Genomic DNA, 16,008 nt, shown 5'->3' on the forward strand with positions numbered 1-16,008 from the left:
GTCGTCGATTGAGACTCACTTGTACGCTCTGATTACAGCAAGTGATCAGCAAGGAGGCGGCACATGTACCGACCGCACGCGTTCCTGTGGCGTCCTGCTGCGCGGGAGCGCCATGCCAGCAAGGCCGACGACCTCTCCGACGGCGCGGAGGCGCTGATGCTCTGCGGGGCGACGCACCGGGTCGTCCTCTCCTGGGAGGCGTGGCTGTGGAGCACCTGCGCCGCGTGCAACGCCGAGGCGCACCTCCTGGTCAACGGTCCGCGCGACATGTGGGGATCGCTGGCCCGATGAGTCGACGACTGCGCCAGGTCCGCACGACACGGGACGAGGGAGCCGCACTCGCGGCGGAAGGCAGGAGGTAGCCGATGGTCTGGGCGATCGTGTACGTCGTGTTCCTCGTGGGCCTGTGGCTCGGGATCGAGGGCGCGGCGCGGCGCACGGAGGGGGCCTCGCCGACACCGGAACGCGCGGGAACGGGACCACCCGTCCGGGCGCTCGGTGCGCAGCGGGTCGACGTCCACCGGATCGACGTCCACTGGGCGGTGGGCTCGCGGGAAACCCGGGTGCACCTCACGCGGGGCGACGGCCGGGCGCTGTGCGGTCACCCGCTGCGCGGGGAGTGGACCCGGATCGGGCGGCCCGGTCGGCTGGGCGACCGCGGCGGCGTGCCGTGCGAGGCGTGCTTGAGCGCGCGGGAGACGACCAGGGCGCACCTGAACCAGGCGATCGAGGCCGGGTTGCGCCCCGCCACCGCCGCGCGCGGCGAGCACGCGCCCTCGTCGTGGGAGACCGAGGAACTCCTGCTCGGCATCCCGGCACCGAGGGCGGTGGGCGTCGGCCAGGAGCGGCCACTCCTGACCGACGCGAGCGGGCAACTGACCAGCCACCCGATCGCACGTTAGCAGCTCATCGAAAAGGGCTCCGGAGCGCCGATTCCGGCGTCGCGGGGTGCTCGGCCGTCGCGGTCGAGCACCCCTGGTCACCGACTGAGATATCATATACCTTGGATCGACCGCCGCACTTCTCCGAAAGGCCGGTCATGCCCCGTTCACCGCTCACCGCCGAGGAACTGCGCAGCCACCGCTGGTTCGGCGCGGACGACATGCGCTCCTTCGGCCACCGGTCCCGCGCCAAGCAGATGGGCTACGACGCCGAGGACTACGCGGGCAAGCCGGTGATCGCCGTGGTCAACACGTGGAGCGAGATCAACCCGTGCCACGCGCACTTCCGGGAACGCGCCGAGGAGGTCAAGCGCGGCATCTGGCAGGCCGGGGGCTTCCCGCTGGAACTGCCCGCGATGTCGCTGTCCGAGCCGTTCCAGAAGCCGACCACGATGCTCTACCGCAACCTGCTCGCGATGGAGACCGAGGAGCTGCTGCGCAGCTACCCGGTCGACGGCTGCGTGCTGATGGGCGGCTGCGACAAGACCACCCCCGGCCTGATCATGGGCGCCACCAGCGCCGGTCTCCCCTCGATCTTCCTGCCCGCCGGGCCGATGCTCAAGGGCCGCTGGCGCGACACCACCCTGGGCAGCGGTTCGGACACCTGGAAGTACTGGGACCGCAAGCGCGCCGGCACCCTCGGCGACCGGGAGTGGGCCGAGATCGAGGACGGCATCGCCCGCTCCCCCGGTCACTGCATGACGATGGGCACCGCCTCCACCATGACCGCCGCCGCCGAAGCGCTCGGCCTGACGCTGCCCGGCGCCTCGTCCATCCCGGCGGCCTTCTCCCCGCACCAGCGGATGGCGGTGGCCACCGGCAGGCGGATCGTCGCGGCCGTCTGGGACGACCTGCGCCCCGGCGAGCTGCTGACCCGGGAGGCGTTCGACAACGCCGTCGCCGTCGTGGTGGCCATGGGCGGCTCCACCAACGCGGTGATCCACCTGATCGCGATGGCCGGGCGGGCCGGGATCGACCTCCCGCTGGACGCCTTCGACACCGCCTCCCGCGACGTGCCGGTGCTCGCCGACATCCGGCCCTCCGGGGCGCACCTGATGGAGGACTTCCACGACGCGGGCGGGCTGCGCGCGCTGATGGCCGAGCTCGGCGGGCTGCTGCACCGGGAGGCGCTCACCATCAACGGGCGCACCCTCGGCGAGAACCTGGACGGTGCCGAGGTCCACGACCCGGCGGTGATCCGCCCGCGCGCCGATCCGCTGTCCGAGCAGGGCGGGCTCGCGGTGCTCCGCGGCAGCCTCGCGCCGGACGGCTGCGTGCTCAAGACCTCCGCGGCCAGTCCCGGGCTGCTCCAGCACATCGGGCCCGCGCTGGTCTTCGACGGCTACGAGGACATGGCCGCGCGGATCGACGACGAGGACCTCGACGTGGACGCCGACACCGTGCTGGTGCTGCGCGGCACGGGACCGCTGGGCGGTCCGGGGATGCCGGAGTGGGGGATGCTGCCGATCCCGAAGAAGCTGCTGCGCGCCGGGGTCACCGACATGGTGCGCATCTCCGACGCCCGGATGAGCGGGACCAGCTACGGCACCTGCGTGCTGCACGTGGCCCCGGAATCGGTCGCGGGCGGCCCGCTGGCCCTGCTCCGCGACGGCGACGTGGTCGAGCTCGACACCGCCCGCCGCACCCTCGACCTGCGGGTGCCCGAGGAGGAACTCACCCGGCGGCGCGCGTCCTGGACCCCGCCCGCGCCGGTGGCCGCGCGCGGCTACAGCACCCTGTTCCACCGCCACATCACCCAAGCCGACCAGGGCTGCGACTTCGACTTCCTCACCGGCTCCGGCGGCGTCCCGGAACCAGCCATCCACTGAGGACTCACCCGTTCGTGACGTGAGTGAGGGGCACCCTTGCCCGACATACTGGGACAAGGGTGCCCCTCACCTGAAAAACCAACGGGAGCCGGGGCGTATCGTGGCGGACGAAGATCGAAGGCCGGTCCCTGGTAGCACTCGATGCAGGCCACACCGCTTTGATTGCGGCTCAAGGGGCGCCGACTCCCACCAAGGGGGCGGCGCCCCTTTTCAGCTTGGCCGGTGGCGACGCGCAAGGCGAAGACCCACCCGTTCATGAGCTGAGTGAGGGGCACCCTGTACCCGGTGACGTGGTACAGGGTGCCCCTCACCTGAAAAAATCGATCGGGTCAGCCGGGCATTTCGGGTTCCGGGTGGGAGCGGAACCAGCTTCCCGGGGGCGGGACCGGGACGTGCACCGGGGCTGTGCTCGACTCCTTCGGCCGCCACGGCCACAGCTCCCGCACGGCCGCCGCCGCGGTGTTCAGCCGCGCTCCGGCGAGCACCACCTCCCCGTCGGCCAGGTCGGTGTCCGGCATCGCGAAGTGCACCGTGCACGGCCCCTCCGGCGGCACCGGGCTGAGGTAGTAGCGCTCGTTCATGCGGTTGTCGCTACCGCCGCCGCCCTGCGGGTGCAGCACCGGCGCCTCCGGGTCGACGTCCGGCTGGGCCCCGTAGGTGCTGGTCCAGCGGCCGTCGGCGAACTCGACACCCACCAGCAGTTCGAGCTGGTGCGGTCGCCGCCGCTCGGGATCGCGGGTCAGCAGGACGAATTCGAGCTCGATGCCGGTCGAGTAGACCCGGCAGGACTCCAGCCACGTGGCGTGGTCCCCGGTGCTGAGCACCGGGGAGTCCACCACCACGGGCACCGGCACCTCGTTGTCCGGCCGCGACCTCGGCCGCCGAATCTGCTCCACCGGTCCTCCGCTCACCGGGGGCACCGCCCGGCGCGGCACCCGCTCGGGCGCGAAGGTAGCGGGACACCCCGGCCGGCGGCCACGGAACGCGATTATCCGACGCGGACGAACGCCGCCGCCGACGCGGCCCAGCGGTAGTGCTCGGTCCAGGTGCGGCCGGTGTCCCAGCTCTCCAGGCCGACCGAGATCAGCCCGTCCCGGACGACGACGCCGGTCGGCACCGTGGTCCACACCTCGGGGTTGACCACGGTCCCCAGCGGCGTCGGCGAGCCGTCCGGCGCGGTGGTCATCCCGACCAGCGCGGTGGAGTACTCGGAGTTGCGCGGCCCGCAGTCCAGGAACAGCAGCGCGTCCTCGACGCCTTCACCGGTGACGTCGGCGTAGCGGACGCGCTCCCGCGGGGTGAACCGGTAGACGCTGTCGCCCACCACGGCGGCACCGTCGGCGAACGGCACCTCCTGCGCGGGGCAGCCGCCCACCGGCGGCACCGCGTACCGGCTGTCCCGCCACTCCACGTCGCGGACGTCGCCCGCCGCCGCCCCGGCCGCCGCTCCCGGCAGCAGCGCCACCGCGCACACCGCCGCCAGCACACCCGTCACCCACTTGACCCGCATTCTCGACCCCCGTCGCCGGGCGGCGGCCCCGGACCGCCGCTGCGAGGAAGACGCGCCGAGCGCCGCCGGGGTTGCCCGGCACGGCGCGGTGAACCCGATCGCGGGTCCACCGCCCGGGTCCGCGCGGGCCGTCAGCCGATCTCGACGATCAGGTCGCCGCCCTCGACCTGCTGGACCCCGCCGATCGCCAGCCGCTTGACCTGGCCGCCCTGCGGGGCGGTGATCGCGGCCTCCATCTTCATCGCCTCGATGGTCGCCACCGTCTGCCCGGTCTCCACGGCGTCGCCCTCGGCGACCGCCAGGGTGACCACCCCGGAGAACGGGGCGGGCACGTGGCCCGGGTGCCCGCGGTCGGCCTTCTCGGCGACCGGCAGCTCGGAGGCGATCGAGCGGTCCCGCACCTGGATGGGCCGCATCTGGCCGTTGAGGATGGTCATCACGGTGCGGATGCCGCGCTCGTCGGCCTCGCTGATCGCCTCCAGCCCGATGAGCAGCCGCACCCCCGGTTCCAGGTCCACCGCGCACTCCTCCCCGGGTTGCAGGCCGTAGAAGAAGTCCTTGCTGTGCAGCAGCGAGGTGTCGCCGTAGGCCTCGCGGTGCTCGCCGAACTCCTGGGTGGGCTTCGGGAACAGCAGCCGGTTCAGCGTGGTGCGGCGGTCCTCCCGCAGGCCCCGCTGGTCCTCCTCGGCGAGGTCGGCGACGGTGCGGGTGGCGGTCCGCCCGGCCAGCGCCCGGGTGCGGAACGGCTCGGGCCAGCCCGCGGGCGGATCACCCAGCTCGCCCTGGAGGAAGCCGATCACCGAGTCCGGGATGTCGAACTTGCGCGGCTCCGCCTCGAAGTCGGCCGGGGCGACGCCGGCGCCGACCAGGTGCAGGGCGAGGTCGCCGACCACCTTCGACGACGGGGTCACCTTCACCAGCCGGCCGAGGATGCGGTCGGCCGCCGCGTACATCGCCTCGATGTCCTCGAAGCGGTCGCCGAGGCCCAGCGCGACGGCCTGGGTGCGCAGGTTGGAGAGCTGGCCGCCGGGGATCTCGTGCCGGTAGACCCGGCCGGTCGGCGAGGCCAGGCCCGCCTCGAACGGCTGGTAGACCTTGCGCACCGCCTCCCAGTACGGCTCCAGGTCGCAGACCGCGCCCAGGTCCAGCCCGGTGGCGCGGTCGGTGTAGTCGGTGGCGGCGACGACCGAGGACAGCGCGGGCTGCGAGGTGGTGCCGGACATCGAGGCGGTCGCCCCGTCCACCGCGTCCGCCCCGGCCTGGATCGCCGACAGGTAGGTGGCGAGCTGGCCGCCGGGGGTGTCGTGGGTGTGCAGGTGCACCGGCAGGTCGAACTCCCGGCGCAGCGCGGAGACCAGGGTCGCCGCGGCGGGGGCGCGCAGCAGCCCGGCCATGTCCTTCACCGCCAGCACGTGCGCCCCGGCCTGCACGATTTGCTCGGCCAGTCGCAGGTAGTAGTCCAGGGTGTAGACGTCCTCGGCCGGGTCGGACAGGTCGCCGGTGTAGCACAGCGCCACCTCGGCCACCGCGGTGCCGGTGCCGCGCACCGCCTCGATCGCCGGGCGCATCTGGGACACGTCGTTGAGCGCGTCGAAGATCCGGAAGATGTCGATGCCGGTGGCGGCGGCCTCCTGCACGAAGTGCTCGGTCACCTCGGTCGGGTAAGGCGTGTAGCCGACGGTGTTGCGCCCGCGCAGCAGCATCTGGAGGCAGATGTTGGGCACCGCCTCGCGCAGCTTCTCCAGCCGCTCCCACGGGTCCTCGGCGAGGAACCGCAGCGCCACGTCGTAGGTCGCCCCGCCCCAGCACTCCAGGGACAGCAGTTCGGGGGTCATCCGCGCCACGTGCGGGGCCACCGCGAGCAGGTCTCGGGTGCGCACCCGGGTCGCCAGCAGCGACTGGTGGGCGTCCCGGAAGGTGGTGTCGGTGACACCGACGGCGTCGGACTCGCGCAGCCAGCGAGCGAATCCCTCCGGGCCGAGCTCGGTGAGCCGCTGCTTGGACCCGGCGGGCGGCGGGACCGCCAGGTCCGCCTGCGGCAGCTTCAGCGCCGGTTCCGGCACGCCGGGCCGCCGCCCGTTCGGGTGGTTCACCGTGACGTCGGCGAGGTAGTTCAGCAGCCGGGTGCCGCGGTCGGCGGAGTGCCGCGCGGTGAGCAGGTGCGGGCGCTCGTCGATGAACGAGGTCGTCACCCGGCCCGCGGCGAAGTCGTCGTCCTCCAGCACCGCCTGCAGGAACGGGATGTTGGTCGCCACGCCCCGGATCCGGAACTCGGCCAGCGCCCGCCGGGCCCGGGCCACCGCGGTGCCGAAGTCGCGCCCCCGGCAGGAGAGCTTGACCAGCATCGAGTCGAAGTGCGCGCTCACGCTGGTCCCGGCGAACGCGGTGCCGCCGTCGAGCCGGATGCCCGCGCCGCCCGGCGAGCGGTAGGCGCTGATCATGCCGGTGTCCGGGCGGAACCCGTTGGACGGGTCCTCGGTGGTGATCCGGCACTGCAGGGCGGCGCCGCGCAGCCGGACCGAGTCCTGCGACATGCCCAGATCGGCCAGCGTCTCCCCGGCCGCGATGCGCAGCTGCGACTGCACCAGGTCGGCGTCGGTGACCTCCTCGGTCACGGTGTGCTCGACCTGGATGCGCGGGTTCATCTCGATGAACACGTGGTTGCCGCGCTCGTCGACGAGGAACTCCACGGTGCCCGCGTTGACGTAGCCGATGGTGCGGGCGAAGGCGACCGCGTCGGCGCAGATCCGCTCCCGCAGTGCCGGGTCGAGGTTCGGCGCCGGGGCGATCTCCACGACCTTCTGGTGCCGCCGCTGCACCGAGCAGTCCCGCTCGTAGAGGTGGATCACCTCGCCGGCGCCGTCGGCGAGGATCTGCACCTCGATGTGCCGGGGGTTGACCACGGCCTGCTCCAGGAACACCGTGGCGTCGCCGAAGGCCGACTCGGCCTCGCGCATGGCCGCTTCGAGGGCCTCGCGCAGCGCCTCCGGCTGGTCGACCCGGCGCATCCCGCGCCCGCCGCCGCCCGCGACGGCCTTGACGAACACCGGGAAGGTCATGCTCGCGGCGGCGGCGAGCAGTTCGTCCACCTCGCGGGACGGTGCCGAGGAGTCCAGCACCGGTACCCCGGCCTCGCGGGCGGCGGCCACGGCGGTGGCCTTGTTGCCGGTCATCTGGAGGATCTCGTGGCTCGGGCCGACGAAGGTGATGCCGGCCCGGTGGCACGCCTCGGCCAGCTTCGGGTTCTCGGACAGGAACCCGTAACCGGGGTAGATCGCGTCGGCGCCCGCGGTGCGCGCCGCCTCGATGATCTCCTCGACCGACAGGTAGGCCCGCACCGGGTGGCCGGGTTCGCCGATCTCGTACGACTCGTCGGCCTTGAGCCGGTGCAGCGAGTTGCGGTCCTCGTGGGGGAACACCGCCACGGTGCCCGCCCCCAGTTCGTACGCGGCGCGGAAGGCTCGGATCGCGATCTCGCCTCGGTTGGCGACGAGGACCTTGCGGAACATGCCGGCTACCTCCAGGACGGGTGTCGTCGGTGCGGAGAACACTACCGCGAATTTTCCCGAAGTCGGGAGAACGTTCCACGGTTCGGACCACCCGGCAAAGCGATGACCAGCCGAAACCAGCGCCCGCACAAGGCAGCCGGGGAAGAAAATCCGTGAAAGTTTCGCGTCGGGCAACATCACCCGGGCCAATTCACCCCCGGACCGCCGTGGCACCCGCGCGCGAACGGGTACCGGCCCCCACGTGTGATGCGGCACATCCCGCGCGAGTCGGCCCCGACCGGCGCCCGACACCGCGCCGCGGAGGGCCGGGGACGGGCCTCGGAGCCCGTTCGCACAGCGGCGAAGCCGCTTCCGCCTTGCCACCCCCGCAACCGGCACCGCCGAGCGGATCGGCGCAGCCGCCGAGGTTCCGCTGCCGGCACAACAGGCGAAGCAGAACCGCCTCAGGACCGCAGGACCGGGCGGGCGTCGCAGTACCAGTCGGGTTCCAAGATCATCCGGAAGTCGCCGTCCTCGAAGCCGAAGTCGAGCCGCGTCGGATCCCCCGCCGAGGCCGCGATCACCTAGCCGGTCACCTTGGGGTGCCCGGTGCCGGCGGCGACGACCCACACCGTGGTGCGCTCCTCATCGAGCACGTACCAGATTCGGCCACCGCCGGTCACCTCGATCTGCCACATCGCCAGTTCCCGGCCGTCGAAGGCACGGCTGCCGAGCGGACCCTTCAACCGGTGGTGCCGCGCTGTTTCCACAGCAGGCGCGGGGTCGTTGCTCATCACTTCCCAGGACCGCCGCGTGTTGCCAAGGGGTGGCAGCACAGGTCCTCCCACCCCTTGGCGGCCTCGCTGGTGCCGGCACGGATCTCCCACTGCCCCGGTCCCGCCGGCGGCGCCAATCGAGCTTTGCGCTTCACCTGACCGCTCATGAAGGCGGAGGCGCGATCGGCCCGTGATCGGAGAGCTCCCCGGAAAGCTGGGCGAGCAGTGCCGGATCGGCGTAGACCTCCGCGGTGTGGCGCCAGGCCGTGATGAGTTGGACCACCGGCGCCGAGTTCTCGATGGTCTCCGCCGCGCGCAGGGTTTCGACGAGTTCGACCACGAATCGGCGGACGTCCTCCGACGGCAGGAAACGCACCCACGGGAACGCTTCGGGGACGACGTCGACCAGCAAGGACAGCGACGCGCGATCGTGCCGCACCAGGGCCACGAAGATCCTCGTCGTCGCGGACGTGAGCTCGTTCTCCTGCTCGGCGCGGGACGCGGTGGTCAGCACCAGATCTTCTTCACCGCGACGCCGCAGACGCAGGGCGCGAGCCTTGGTCCGCCCCAGTCGGTCAACCGTGGCCTTGGGGTGGTTGAGGAGCTCCGAGAAGGAAGCTTCGGCGAGATCCGGCATGACTTGAAAACTACTTGAAAAGTCGGTGGCCGACAACGCGCTGAGCAGCATTTACCCGAACGGGCGACGCTCAGGACTTCTCCAGGAAACCGGCGCGTTCCTCGTCGACGACCTCGGCGACCATGCGGGCCAGGCCGGGGTGCGCGCGCAGCTCCGGATCGGCGCCCACCACGCGCTCGGCCTCGGCGCGCGCCTCGGCGATGACGTCCTCGTCGCGCAGCAGCGACAGCATCTTCAGCCCCGACCGGCGGCCGGACTGCGCCGCGCCGAGGATGTCGCCCTCGCGGCGCAGCTCCAGGTCGAGCTGGGCCAGCTCGAAACCGTCCGTGGTGGACGCGACCGCGTCGAGCCGCTCCCGGGTGGTGGTGCCGCCCATCGCGTCGGTGACCAGCAGGCACAACCCCGCCGCGCTGCCCCGGCCGATCCGGCCGCGCAGCTGGTGGAGCTGGCTCACCCCGAACCGGTCGGCGTCCATGATCACCATGGCGGTGGCGTTCGGGACGTTCACGCCGACCTCGACGACCGTGGTGGCCACCAGCACGTCGACCTCGCCCGCTGCGAAACCGCGCATCACGGCGTCCTTCTCGTCGGCGGGCAACCGCCCGTGCAGCACCGCGACCCGCAGTCCCGCGAGCGGACCGGCGGTGAGCTGCTCGGCGACCTCCAGCACGGCCAGCGGGGGCCTGCGCTGCTGGCCGCCGTCGCTCGGCGGCTCCTCCGGCTCGGCGGACTTCTTCTTGCCCTTGGCGGGTTTCTCGTCCTCGTCGTCGCCGATCCGGGGGCACACCACGTACGCCTGGTGCCCGGCCGCGACCTCCTCGCGGACCCGCGCCCACGCCCGGTCGAGCCACCCCGGCTTCTCCGCGACCGGCACCACGCTGGTGCTGATCGGCGAACGCCCGCGCGGCAGCTCCCGCAGCGCCGAGACCTCCAGGTCGCCGTAGACCGTCATCGCCACCGTGCGCGGGATCGGCGTCGCCGTCATCACCAGCACGTGCGGCGAGGTGCCCGCCGGACCGCGGGCGCGCAGCGCGTCCCGCTGCTCCACGCCGAAGCGGTGCTGCTCGTCGACCACCACCAGCCCGAGGTCGGCGAACGACACCCGGTCCTGGATCAACGCGTGGGTGCCGACCACGATGCCCGCCTCGCCGGAGGCCGCCGCCAGCATCGCGGCGCGGCGCTGCGCGGTGGGCAGCGAACCGGTCAGCAGGGTCACCGACGTCGCCTGCTCGGCCGCGCCCAGCTCCCCGGCCCGGCCGAGGTCGCCGAGCAGTTCGGACAGCGAGCGGGCGTGCTGCGCGGCGAGCACCTCGGTGGGCGCCAGCATCGCCGCCTGCCGCCCGGCGTCCACCGCCTGCAGCATGGCGCGCAGCGCCACCACCGTCTTGCCGCTGCCGACCTCGCCCTGCACCAGCCGGTTCATCGGGTGCTCGGCGGTGAGGTCGACGGCGACGCGCTCCCCGATCTCGCGCTGCCCGGCGGTCAGCTCGAACGGCAACCGCTCGTCGAAGGCGGTGCGCACGCCGTCCGGGCGCGGCGGGCAGGACGGCGCCGGGTGCGACCCGGCGGAACCGCGCAGCCGGGCCAGCGCGAGCTGCACCGACAGCGCCTCGTCCCACTTCAGCCGCTGCCGCGCCGTGGCCAGGTCCTCGTGGTCCTGCGGCTGGTGGATCCGGCGCAGCGCGGTGTCGAGGTCGCTGAGCCCGTGGCGTTCGCGCAGCTCCGCGGGCAGCGGGTCGTCGGTGCCGTCCCAGACGTCGAGGACCTGCCGCACGCAGCGGGCGAGGGACCACGACGGCAGCCCCTGGGCCGCCGGGTAGACCGGCAGCAGCGCGGCGGCGAACTCCTCGGCCGCCGAACCGACGTCGGCGTCCTCGCCGAAGAGCTGGTACTCGGGGTGCGCGAGCTGGAGGTTGTTGCGGTAGGCCGTGACCTTGCCCGCGAACATGCCCCGCCGGCCGGGCAGCAGCTCGCGCTCCCGCCACGCCTGGTTGAAGAACGTGATGGTCAGCGACCGGTGGCCATCGGTGATCCGGGCCTCCACGATGGTGCCCCGCCGGGACTTCATGCTCCGCTTGGCGACCCGCTCGACCTGGGCCAGCACGGTGGCGTGCTCGCCCAGCTCCAGCCCGGCGATGGCGGTGAGCTCACCGCGTTCGGCGTAGCGCCGCGGGTAGTGCCGCAGCAGGTCACCGACCGTGCTCAACCCGAGCGCCGAGTCGAGCGCCTTGCCCGTCTTGGCGCCGAGCACCCGGTCGAGCGTGACGTCCCATGAGGTCACCGCACTCCTCCTCGTCCCGACGCCGGAAAAATTACCCGACGCCGCCCGCCGGACCGCCCTGGTCCCGACCGGCGAGCCGCCACCCGGCCCAGGCGGCGAACGCGGCACCGAGCAGCAGCCAGCCGTGGCCGGTGCGCTCGGCGGCGTTCTGGAAGGAACCGGCGTCGAGGTTGGCCAGCACGGTCGTCACCACCGTGCCGAGCATCACCACCCCGAAGGCCCCGAGGGCGGCGGCGACCCAGGACCGACCGCGGCGGCGGATCACCCCGCGCACGCCGAGCAGCGCCCACACCGCGGCGATCACCAGCCACCAGAGCACGTTGCCGAACAGGTAATCGCCCAGGAAGCGGGAGCCCTCGGGGGTGCCCGAGTAGGTCCACTCCACGGCGATCGGATCGGGCAGCCTGCCGCGCAGCAGCACCGGCACGGCGACCATCACCACCGCCACCAGCAGCGTCCAGCTCCCGGTGGCGACGAGGAATCGGGCACGGGCGTTCACGCCGACGACCGTAGTCGGCCCCGCTCGACCGGCACGTCCGCACCACCTGGCAACGACCGCAGCAGCACGGCGGCCAGCACCGCGAGCACCGCCCAGCCGACCAGCCCGACGAGCCCGGCCAGCGCCATGTCCGGCGGCGCCTCCGCCGAACCGAGCAGCAGCGGCAGCCCCGCCGAGGCGTTGAGCGCGCCGTGCCCGACCACCGCGGGCCACACGCTCCCGGACCGCAGCCGCAGCCAGCCCAGCAGCAGGCCGCAGAGCACGCAGAAACCGGTGAACAGCACCGCCGCCCAGGCTCCGAGGTGCGGGTAGTTGTAGCCCAGCGCGGTGACCGGCGCGTGCCAGATCCCCCAGATCAGCCCGGACAGCAGCAACCCGGGCCACACCCCGTGCCGGGCCAGCCTCGGCAGCAGCCAGCCCCGCCAGCCCCACTCCTCGCCGAAGGCCAGCACCGCGTTCAGCGCGGGCGCCACCAGCACCATCGTCACGAGCTGCACCGCCACCAGCGCCCCGGCCCCGCCGCGCGGCTGCACCCCGGCCGCTTCGAGCTGGGCGGTGAACAGGCCGAAGCCCGCCAGGTCCAGCTCCAGGACGCCCACGGCCGCGCTGATCCCCACCGCGAGCGCGCTCAGCAGCGGGGTGCCGAAGTACGCGGCGAGCAGCAGCCCGACGGTGCGCTTGGGCCTGGGGCCGAAGCCGAGCCCGGTGTCGCGGGCCCACCGCCGCGCCGGGGTGCTCCGGTCGGCCAGCCGCACGGCGAGCACGCCGAGCGCCGGGGTGAGCATCATCGCCGAGGCGACCAGCGCGAAGCCCGGCGTGGCCAGGCCCGCGCCGCTCCACCACAGCGGAGCGGCGAGCAGCCAGGCCCCGCCGAGGGCCACCAGCAGGAAGAGCACCAGATCACGTCGCACGGGATCTCCTGTTCACTCGGTCGCGGAGCGTTCGGTGATCAAGGCGTTGAGGTACTCCGCACCGCGCCGCGGGTGGTCCACGCTGATCACGAAGTCCCGGCCACCGCTCAGCCGCAGCACCAGGCAGTCGCCGCCGCGCAGCATGATCGCGGTGAAGTGCGGCAGCACCCGGTAGCCCCAGCCACCGGCCTCCACCGCGCGCCGCGGCTCGGCCCGGGCGTCGACGATCCGGTCCAGCCGGATGCGCCGGGACGGCCAGCGCTGCGGTCCGAAGACCACCAGCACGCCCTGTTCGTCGACCTGCACCCGCGCCGAGGACAGCGCGAAGCAGACCAGCCCGGCGAGCAGCGCGGCGAGCCCGGCGGGCCAGCCGACCACCACGGCGAGCCCGACCCCCACCAGCACCGCGACCGCGGCCACCGCCCGCAGCGTCCGGCTGGTCACGGCGGACACCCAGACCGCCCGCCGGTCACCGCGCAGCGGCAGCTCGGCGGCGGCCTCGGACTCCGGGGCGCTGTCCGGCTCCAACCCGGCGACGCCGACCCGCCAGCCGAGCCAGCCCAGACCCGCGCTGACCCCGATCATCAGCAGCGCCTGCCAGTTCAGCGGTCGCGCCTGCTGCCAGTGCGCCAGGTCCAGGTTGGCCCAGAGGGTGAGCGCGGTGAGCCCGCCGACGAATCCGGTGCCCGCGGCCAGCAGCGCCCCCGCGCTCCCCCGCCGCTGCCGGTCCCGCAGGCCACCGCCCCGCAGGTAGCTGCCCACCCCGGCGACGCACATCGCCCACATCACCAGCACCATCGCGAACAGCCCGGCCGCGGGCATGGAGTCGTCCGGCTGCCCGGAGAACCCCCAGTGCGAGGCGATCGGGTCCGGCAGCCGGTCCCGCAGCGCCAGCGGGACCGCGACGAGCGCGGCCGTCGCCACCACCAGCCAGGTGCCCGCACCGATCAGGAATCGCCGCGCGTTCATCGAGCCTCCTCCGGTTCGTCCGCTCTGATCCAGCCGATGACGTCGGCCGACCCGAACCCGTGCCGCGCCGCCTCGGCGACCAGCTCGCGGGTGCGCTCGCGCAGGGCGGCCTCCGGGTCCGGTCGGCGCAGCACGGTGACGCCGCGTCCCCGGCGGAACTCCAGCAGCCCCTCCTCGCGCAGCCCGCGCAGGGCGCGGAGCACGGTGTTCGGGTTGATCTGGAGCGCGGTCGCGAGATCGCGCGCCGGGGGCAGCCGGTCGCCGGGGCGCACCTCGCCCTCCGCGATGGCCCGGCGCAGGGCGTCGGCGGCCTGCTCGTGCAGCGGCCGCTGATCGTTCAGATCGAGGGAGAGCAACATGGTGCTATCAACATTAGCACCAAACATGGACGCGCCTCGTCCGGTGACCGAGGGATCGATCCGAGCGGTTTCGCCAGGAGCGAACGCCGTCCCGAGTGAGGGGCACCTTCATCCGGCATGGTCGGCTGAAGGTGCCCCTCACTCACCACCCGTGCGGGCGAAGCGGTGCGGGGCTCACTCCACGCCGAGCAGGAGGAGCGGGGCGTTCCCGCCGATCGGGAAGCAGGTCAGCTCCACCTCGGGGTGCGTCCGCCGCAGGTGCTCCCCGAGGGACTCGGGCAGGTCCCCGGCCGTCGCGGCCACCAGTGCCGTGACGAGCTCGCCGCCCGAGGTCAGCATCCGGTCGACGAGCTCGACCGCGGCGCGCGGCACCTCGGCGCCGATCAGCACGACCTCGCCGTCGATCAACCCGAGCACGTCACCGGGCCGGCAGCGGCCGACCCAGGTCAGCGCCTCGGACTCGGCGATCCGCAGCTCGCCGCGACGGGTGGCCGCCGCCGCCTCGGCCATCGCCACCTGGTCCTCGGCCCGGCGCCGGTCCGGATCGTGCACCGCCAGCGCCGCCAGCCCCTGCACCGGCGAGGACGTGGGCACCACCACGACGTCCTGCCCGGCGCGGATCGCCCGCCGGGCGGCCCGCGCGGCCACCCCCGCCACGCACTCCGCCCCGTTGAGCAGCACCACCACGTGCGCCGCGCGGGTCCCCGCGATCGCCGCGTGCAGCTCCTCGGCGCTGTCCCGCCGCCCGCCGAACACGTCGGCACCCTCGGCCGCGAACAGCGCGCCGAGCTCCGCCCCGGGCACGCAGGCCAGCACGGCGGCGGTCCGGGCGAACCCGTCGGGCACCTGGTCGGCGAAGCGCTCCACCTTGATCCGGCTGACCCGGCCGGTGCGGATGCCGGCCTCGATCGCGCCGCCGATGTCGTCGCAGTGCACGTGCACCGCCCACGTCCCGCCGCCGTCGTCGACCACCGAGACGCAGTCGCCGAGCCCGAGCAGCTCCGCCCGCAGCGGCTCGATGCGGTCGGCATCGGGCTCGGCGAGCAGGTACATCACCTCGTAGTCGTAGCCGGAGTCGTGCCGCAGCGGGGACACCGGGGGATCCGGTGGTGCGGCGGCCAGCCGGACGCCGTCGTGCACCACCGCGTGCAGCGCGTCCAGCAGCACCAGCAGCCCCCGGCCCCCCGCGTCCACCACGCCCGCCTCGGCCAGCACCGGCAGCCGCCGGGGGGTCGCGGCCAGCTCCGCCGACGCGGCGCCGGTCGCGGCGCGCACCACCGCGGGCAGCGGACCGTCCTCCGGCGCGGCGGCGGCGGCGCGCAGCACCGTCAGCAGCGTGCCCTCCACCGGCTCGGCCACCGCCCGGACCGCCCGCGCCTCGGCCCCGGCCAGCGCCGCCCGCAGCAGCGGTCCGTCGATCTCCTCGGCCGCGCCGACCGCCTCGGCCAGCCCGCGCAACACCTGGGACAGCAGCACGCCGGAGTTTCCGCGCGCCCCGCCGAGCGCCCCGACGGCCCAGGCGTCGAGCGCGGCGCCGGCACCGGCCGGGTCCCGGCGGACGAGTTCGGCGGCACCGGCCCGCGCGGTCTGCAGCAGGTTCGTCCCGGTGTCGCCGTCGGCCACCGGGTAGACGTTGATCCGGTCGATCGCCTCCCGCTCGGCGGTCAGCGCCGCCAGCGCCAGCTCGGCCCACCGGCGCACCGCCGACGCGTCCAGCGCGCGCAGCATCGGACCTCCCCACGCTGGTACGGTACGAACGAATCCGTCCGAGCGTAGTTGCTCGTCACGGCGCCGTGGTCAGGTGACCG

Annotated in this window: 14 protein-coding genes; 3 read left to right on the plus strand and 11 right to left on the minus strand. The window is 73.7% G+C overall.

Translation table 11 applies throughout. From position 1 onward, the window contains the following. The first annotated feature begins 63 nt into the window (after nt 1-63). The 3 genes from ACQP0T_RS22135 (at nt 64) to araD (ending at nt 2,770) form a co-directional block, all read left to right on the plus strand. Nucleotides 64-291 (plus strand): hypothetical protein, encoded by a 228-nt coding sequence (locus tag ACQP0T_RS22135; protein WP_345367784.1) that lies wholly within the window; start codon nt 64-66, stop codon nt 289-291. A 74-nt stretch (nt 292-365) separates the two neighbouring features. Continuing rightward, a complete protein-coding gene (locus tag ACQP0T_RS22140; RefSeq protein WP_433869799.1) occupies nt 366-902 on the plus strand; it encodes a hypothetical protein in 537 nt (178 codons plus the stop codon). A 137-nt stretch (nt 903-1,039) separates the two neighbouring features. Then, complete coding sequence (gene araD / locus ACQP0T_RS22145) at nt 1,040-2,770, plus strand: L-arabinonate dehydratase (RefSeq protein ID WP_433869800.1); 1,731 nt, start codon at nt 1,040-1,042, stop codon at nt 2,768-2,770. Nucleotides 2,771-3,099: 329 nt separating this feature from the next. Here araD and ACQP0T_RS22150 read toward each other — a convergent pair whose 3' ends face one another. The 11 genes from ACQP0T_RS22150 to ACQP0T_RS22200 all read right to left on the minus strand — a co-directional run bounded on the left by ACQP0T_RS22150 (nt 3,100) and on the right by ACQP0T_RS22200 (nt 15,928). Next, nucleotides 3,100-3,666 carry a hypothetical protein gene (locus tag ACQP0T_RS22150; RefSeq protein WP_433869801.1) on the minus strand — a complete coding sequence of 189 codons (567 nt, stop codon included), beginning with the start codon at nt 3,664-3,666 and terminating at the stop codon, nt 3,100-3,102. Between the two features lie 92 nt (nt 3,667-3,758). Beyond that, a complete protein-coding gene (locus tag ACQP0T_RS22155) occupies nt 3,759-4,265 on the minus strand; it encodes a hypothetical protein (RefSeq protein WP_433869802.1) in 507 nt (168 codons plus the stop codon). A 146-nt stretch (nt 4,266-4,411) separates the two neighbouring features. Further along, complete coding sequence (locus ACQP0T_RS22160) at nt 4,412-7,789, minus strand: pyruvate carboxylase (RefSeq protein WP_433869803.1); 3,378 nt, start codon at nt 7,787-7,789, stop codon at nt 4,412-4,414. Between the two features lie 563 nt (nt 7,790-8,352). Continuing rightward, a complete protein-coding gene (locus ACQP0T_RS22165; protein WP_433869804.1) occupies nt 8,353-8,562 on the minus strand; it encodes a hypothetical protein in 210 nt (69 codons plus the stop codon). A 145-nt stretch (nt 8,563-8,707) separates the two neighbouring features. Then, nucleotides 8,708-9,181, minus strand: a complete 474-nt coding sequence (locus tag ACQP0T_RS22170) for a hypothetical protein (protein WP_433869805.1) — start codon at nt 9,179-9,181, stop codon at nt 8,708-8,710. Nucleotides 9,182-9,251: 70 nt separating this feature from the next. Then, entirely contained in the window at nt 9,252-11,462 is a 2,211-nt protein-coding gene (gene recG, locus ACQP0T_RS22175) for an ATP-dependent DNA helicase RecG (RefSeq protein WP_433869806.1), read from the minus strand. A gap of 31 nt (nt 11,463-11,493) precedes the next feature. Further along, nucleotides 11,494-11,961 (minus strand): hypothetical protein, encoded by a 468-nt coding sequence (locus ACQP0T_RS22180; RefSeq protein ID WP_433869807.1) that lies wholly within the window; start codon nt 11,959-11,961, stop codon nt 11,494-11,496. Further along, the gene (locus tag ACQP0T_RS22185; RefSeq protein ID WP_433869808.1) at nt 11,958-12,872 is read right to left on the minus strand and encodes a lysostaphin resistance A-like protein; all 915 of its coding nucleotides are present in this window, start codon (nt 12,870-12,872) and stop codon (nt 11,958-11,960) included. The genes ACQP0T_RS22180 and ACQP0T_RS22185 overlap by 4 nt, the downstream gene beginning before the upstream one ends. Nucleotides 12,873-12,884: 12 nt before the next feature. Further along, nucleotides 12,885-13,841 (minus strand): DUF1648 domain-containing protein, encoded by a 957-nt coding sequence (locus ACQP0T_RS22190; protein WP_433869809.1) that lies wholly within the window; start codon nt 13,839-13,841, stop codon nt 12,885-12,887. Continuing rightward, entirely contained in the window at nt 13,838-14,200 is a 363-nt protein-coding gene (locus tag ACQP0T_RS22195) for a GntR family transcriptional regulator (RefSeq protein ID WP_345367773.1), read from the minus strand. Before ACQP0T_RS22195 ends, ACQP0T_RS22190 begins: the two co-directional genes overlap by 4 nt. 174 nt (nt 14,201-14,374) lie before the next feature. Then, complete coding sequence (locus tag ACQP0T_RS22200; protein ID WP_433869810.1) at nt 14,375-15,928, minus strand: DAK2 domain-containing protein; 1,554 nt, start codon at nt 15,926-15,928, stop codon at nt 14,375-14,377. Nucleotides 15,929-16,008 lie beyond the last annotated feature (80 nt).

The organism is Saccharopolyspora sp. CA-218241, from assembly GCF_050954615.1.
Taxonomy (GTDB): domain Bacteria; phylum Actinomycetota; class Actinomycetes; order Mycobacteriales; family Pseudonocardiaceae; genus Saccharopolyspora; species Saccharopolyspora cebuensis.